7 protein-coding genes are annotated in these 4,711 nt (G+C 76.8%); 5 read left to right on the forward strand and 2 right to left on the reverse strand.

Annotation, left to right across the window (positions count from 1 at the left end; genetic code table 11):
- Positions 1–58 precede the first annotated feature (58 nt).
- Positions 59–931 (forward strand): DUF3097 domain-containing protein, encoded by an 873-nt coding sequence (locus GTQ99_RS19950; protein ID WP_338075139.1) that lies wholly within the window; start codon positions 59–61, stop codon positions 929–931.
- Between the two features lie 73 nt (positions 932–1,004).
- Positions 1,005–1,547 (forward strand): magnetosome magnetite crystal formation protein family, encoded by a 543-nt coding sequence (locus GTQ99_RS27220; RefSeq protein ID WP_166617453.1) that lies wholly within the window; start codon positions 1,005–1,007, stop codon positions 1,545–1,547.
- A gap of 55 nt (positions 1,548–1,602) precedes the next feature.
- Here the strand turns inward: GTQ99_RS27220 and GTQ99_RS19960 are convergent, their stop codons facing one another.
- Together GTQ99_RS19960 and hemW are read right to left on the reverse strand one after the other, a co-directional pair.
- Positions 1,603–2,643 (reverse strand): LLM class F420-dependent oxidoreductase, encoded by a 1,041-nt coding sequence (locus GTQ99_RS19960; RefSeq protein WP_166617454.1) that lies wholly within the window; start codon positions 2,641–2,643, stop codon positions 1,603–1,605.
- A 35-nt stretch (positions 2,644–2,678) separates the two neighbouring features.
- Positions 2,679–3,890, reverse strand: coding sequence for a radical SAM family heme chaperone HemW (gene hemW / locus GTQ99_RS19965; RefSeq protein ID WP_166617455.1), 1,212 nt, complete (start codon positions 3,888–3,890; stop codon positions 2,679–2,681).
- Between the two features lie 90 nt (positions 3,891–3,980).
- On the opposite strand from hemW, the gene GTQ99_RS19970 reads away from it, so the two are divergent.
- The 3 genes from GTQ99_RS19970 to GTQ99_RS19980 form a co-directional block, all read left to right on the forward strand.
- Entirely contained in the window at positions 3,981–4,271 is a 291-nt protein-coding gene (locus GTQ99_RS19970; protein WP_166617456.1) for a metal-sensitive transcriptional regulator, read from the forward strand.
- On the forward strand, positions 4,271–4,486 hold the full coding sequence (locus tag GTQ99_RS19975) for a heavy-metal-associated domain-containing protein (protein ID WP_166617457.1): 216 nt from the start codon (positions 4,271–4,273) through the stop codon (positions 4,484–4,486). Before GTQ99_RS19970 ends, GTQ99_RS19975 begins: the two co-directional genes overlap by 1 nt.
- A gap of 25 nt (positions 4,487–4,511) precedes the next feature.
- The coding region (locus GTQ99_RS19980) for a cation transporter (protein WP_166617458.1) at positions 4,512–4,711 on the forward strand (200 nt) is incomplete at its 3' end.

Genomic DNA, 4,711 nt, shown 5'->3' on the forward strand with positions numbered 1-4,711 from the left:
GTCTCCACGTCCTCCACGACGAGCCCGCCCCCCGCGCGCACGTCGCTAGCGTGCCGGGGTGACCCCTCCCGCCTACGACGACCGCTACGGCCGCGACGTGCTGGCCGCCGACCCGCACGCGCGCACGCACCCGAGGAAGGTGCACCGCGAGGAGCCCGCGGTGGGCGGGCTCGTCGTGGAGGACGTGGAGACCGGCTGGGTCGGCGCCGTCGTGCGGGTGGAGAAGAGCGGTGGCGTGCACGTCGTCGTCCTGGAGGACGCCCGCGGCCGCACCCGCACCTTCCCGCTGGGGCCGGGCTTCTGGGTGGACGGGCAGCCGGTGCGCCTGGTGGCGCCGAGGGCGGCCGCCCCGGTGCGCCCCACCCGCACCGCGAGCGGGTCGGTGGCCGTGGCGGGCGCCGCCGCCCGCACCGCGCGCGCCTCGCGCATCCTCGTCGAGGGCCGCCACGACGCCGAGCTGGTGGAGAAGGTGTGGGGCGACGACCTGCGCGTGGAGGGGGTCGTCGTCGAGCTGCTGGAGGGCGTGGACGACCTCGACGCCGCCGTGCGCTCCTTCGCCCCCGGCCCCGGCCGGCGCATCGGGGTGCTCGTGGACCACCTCGTCGCGGGCAGCAAGGAGTCGCGCATCGTCGCCGCCGTCGCGAAGAGCCCGCACGTGCTCGTCGTGGGCCACCCGTTCGTCGACGTCTGGCAGGCCGTGCGCCCGGAGCGCCTGGGCTGGAAGGCCTGGCCCACGATCCCGCGCGGCACCTCCTGGAAGCACGGGGTGCTGGCGGAGCTGGGCTGGCCGCACGCCACGCAGGCCGACGTCGCCTCCGGGTGGAAGCGCATCCTCGGCACCGTGCGCAGCTACGCCGACCTGGAGCCGGCGCTGCTCGGCCGGGTGGAGGAGCTCGTGGACTTCGTCACGGCGGACGCCGCCGACCGCTGAGCGCACCCTGCGGCGGACGCGGCGCCACCGTACGGAGGACGACAGCGGGGCCGCCGGGCGCCAGGATCGGTGCGTGAGCGAACCCCAGCAGCCTCCCCGCCCGGACTTCACCAAGGCCCCGCCGCCCGGCGCGCACCCGCCGCCGGACCCGCAGCAGGGTCGCGCCCCGCAGGGCTACCCGCCGCACCCGGGGCAGGGGTACCCGCCGTACCCCGGGCAGGGCCGGGCGGACGCCTACGGCCCGCGGCCGCTGTCCCCCTCCGACGAGCGGATGTGGGGGATGCTCGGGCACCTGTCGGCGATCGCGGCGTCCCTGGTGACGCTGTCCTTCCTCGGCCCCCTCGTGGTGTTCCTGGTCTTCAAGGACCGCGGCCGCTTCGTGCGCGCGCACGCTGCGGAGGCGCTGAACATGACGATCTCGCTGATGGTCTACGAGGTCGTGCTGGCGGTCCTCTTCACGATCCTGACGGTCCTGACGCTGGGCATCGGCTCGGTGCTCTTCGGCCTGCTGGTCGTCCCCTACGTCGTCGCGCTGGTGTTCTGCGTCCTGGCCGCCGTGGCCGCCAACCAGGGCCGGGAGTACCGCTACCCGCTGATCTTCCGGCCGGTCCGCTGACCGCCCGCCCGGCGCGCGGTGCGCGCCGAGCGGCTCGGCGGGCGGCTCGTCGGGGTCAGGCGATCGCCCGCAGCGCGGCCACCCCGGCCGCGACGTCGGGGGTGAACGGCGCGACGGCCACCGTGGTGACGCCCGCCGCGGCGTAGTCGTCCAGGCGCCGGCGCACGCTCGCCACCGACCCCACCAGGCACGTCGCCTCCAGGAAGTCGCGGGGCACCGCCGCCGCGGCCTCGCGGCGGCGGCCGCCGAGGTAGAGCTCCTGCACCTGGTCGACGGCGTCGGAGAAGCCCAGCCGGCGGCCGAGGTCGGCGTAGAAGTTCTGCTCCCGCGAGCCCATCCCGCCCACGTACAGGGCCACGTGCGCGCGCAGCGGCGCCTCGGCCGCGGTGCGCTCCTCGCCGACGGCGTCGGTCAGCAGCAGCGGCACCGAGGCGCAGACGTCGAAGCCGCCGGTGCGGGTGCTGCGCTCGCGCCCGGCCCGCAGCCGGGCGAAGGAGTCCGCGCAGTCGTCGGGCGCCAGGAACACCGGCAGCCAGCCGTCGGCGACCTCCCCGGCGAGCTCGACGTTGCGCGGGCCGACCGCGGCCAGGTAGATCGGCAGGTCCGCGCGCGGCTGCGGCTGCATGAGGCGCAGCGGCACGCCGGGCCCGTCCGGCAGCGGCAGCCGCACGTGCTCGCCGGCGTAGCTGGAGGGCTCGCGGGCCAGCAGGCGGCGCACGACCTCCACGTGCTCGCGGGTGCGCTGCAGCGGCCGGGCGAACGGCTGCCCGTACCAGCCCTCGGAGACCTGCGGGCCGGAGATCCCCAGGCCCAGCCGGAAGCGCCCGCCGGAGAGGCCGTCGAGGGTGGCGGCGCTCATCGCGGTCATCGCCGGGGTGCGGGCGGGCACCTGCAGGACGGCCGAGCCGAGCCCGATGCGCGAGGTCCGCCCGGCCAGCCAGCCCAGCACGCTGACGGCGTCCGTGCCGTAGGCCTCGGCCACCCAGGCGCTGTCGCAGCCGGCGTCCTCGGCGGCGCGCACCAGGGTCAGCGCGTCGCGGGCGGCGTCGGCGACCGCACCGCCCGTCAGGTACCCCAGCCCCAGTGCCAAGCGCATCCGGCGACCCTAGCCCCGCGGGTGCGGAGGCGGGCTCAGGCGTCGGCGAGCAGGCGGTGCACGACGGCGTCGGCGAGCAGCCGGCCGCGGCGGGTCAGCGCGACCCGGCCGGCGGGCGCGGGCTCGAGCAGGCCGTCGAGCAGCAGCTGGGCGGTGGCGGGGCGCACGCCCCACCAGGCGGGGTCGAAGCCCTCGGCCAGCCGCGAGCGCAGCAGGACGTCCTCCAGGCGGCGGTCGGCCGCGTCGAGCACCTCGCGGGCGTGGGCCGGGCTGGCGCCGGCGCCGATGCGCCCGGCGTAGGCGCTGGGGTGCTTGACGTTCCACCAGCGCACGCCGCCGACGTGGCTGTGCGCGCCGGGGCCGATGCCCCACCAGTCGCCGCCGCGCCAGTAGGCGAGGTTGTGCCGGCAGGCGTGCTCGGGGCCGCGGGCCCAGTTGCTCACCTCGTACCAGGAGAAGCCGGCCGCGGACAGGGCGTCGTCGACGACCTCGTAGCCGTCGGCCTCGTCGTCGTCCAGGGGGGCGGGCACCTCGCCGCGGCGGATCTGCCCGGCCAGCCGGGTGCCCTCCTCGACGATGAGCGCGTACGCGGAGACGTGGTCGGGCTCGCAGGCCAGGGCGGCGTCCAGGCTGCGGCGCAGGTCGTCCAGGGACTCCCCGGGCGTGCCGTAGATGAGGTCGAGGCTGACGTCGAGGCCGGCCTCGCGGGCCCAGCGCACGGCGTGCGGCACGCGGGCCGGGTCGTGGGTGCGCTCCAGGACGGCGAGCACGTGCGGCACCGCCGACTGCATGCCGAAGGAGACCCGGGTGAAGCCGGCCTCGGCCAGCTGCTGCAGGCCCTGCGCCGTCACCGAGTCGGGGTTGGCCTCGGTGGTGACCTCGGCGCCGGGGGCGATCCCGACCTCCTCGCGCACGGCGGCGAGCATCGCGGCGAGGTCGGCGACGGGCAGCAGCGTGGGGGTGCCGCCGCCGAAGAAGACCGTGGAGGCCGGGCGCGGGGCCTGCGCCAGGACGCGGGCGGCCAGGCGGACCTCGGCGGCGGCCGTCGCGGCGTAGGCGGCCTGGGAGCCGCCGCCGCCGAGCTCGGTGGCGGTGTAGGTGTTGAAGTCGCAGTAGCCGCAGCGCACCGCGCAGAACGGCACGTGCAGGTAGACCCCGAAGCTGCGCTCGTGCGCGCCGGCGAGCGCGGCGGCGGGCAGGGCGCCGTCGGCGGGGGCCGGGTCGCCGTCGGGCAGGGTGCTGGGCACGTCCTCCAGTGTCCCCCGCGGCGGACCGTGCTGCGTACCGGTAGGGGGTAGGGGTTGCACTTCCTACCCCCAGGGGGTAGACCTGGAGGCATGGAGACGCCCGTCGGCTACGCCGGTGAGAAGGACGAGGTCCTCAAGCGGCTGCGCCGCGTGGAGGGGCAGGTGCGCGGTCTGCAGCGCATGGTGGAGGAGGACGCGTACTGCATCGACGTCCTCACGCAGGTGTCGGCGGCCACCAAGGCCCTGCAGGCCGTCGCGCTCTCCCTGCTCGAGGACCACCTCGGGCACTGCGTGGCGAACGCGGTCGCCGAGGGCGGGACCGTCGCGGACGAGAAGGTCAAGGAAGCGAGCGCGGCGATCGCGCGGTTGGTGAGGTCCTGATGGAGCAGCAGCAGATCCGGGTCGAGGGCATGACGTGCGCGCACTGCGTGGCCGCGGTCACGCAGGAGGTCTCCGCGCTGCCGGGCGTGCGGGGCGTGGACGTCGCCCTCGTCGCCGGCGGCACCTCGACCGTCACGGTCACCGCCGACGCCCCCCTGGAGCGCACCGCGCTCGCCGCGGCCGTCGACGAGGCCGGCTACGAGCTCACCGACTGACCCGCCACCCGCAGGAGGCCCCGCCGTGCACGAGTCCACGAGCACCCCGGCGCGCGAGCCCGTCGAGCTGCTCATCGGCGGGATGACCTGCGCCTCCTGCGCGGCGCGCGTGGAGAAGAAGCTCAACCGGATGCCGGGCGTCGAGGCGAGCGTCAACTACGCCACCGAGAAGGCCCGCGTCCTGCTGCCCGCGGGCGCCGACCGCGACGCCCTCGTGGCCGACGC

This window comes from Kineococcus vitellinus (genome assembly GCF_009906315.1).
GTDB classification, from domain to species: domain Bacteria; phylum Actinomycetota; class Actinomycetes; order Actinomycetales; family Kineococcaceae; genus Kineococcus; species Kineococcus vitellinus.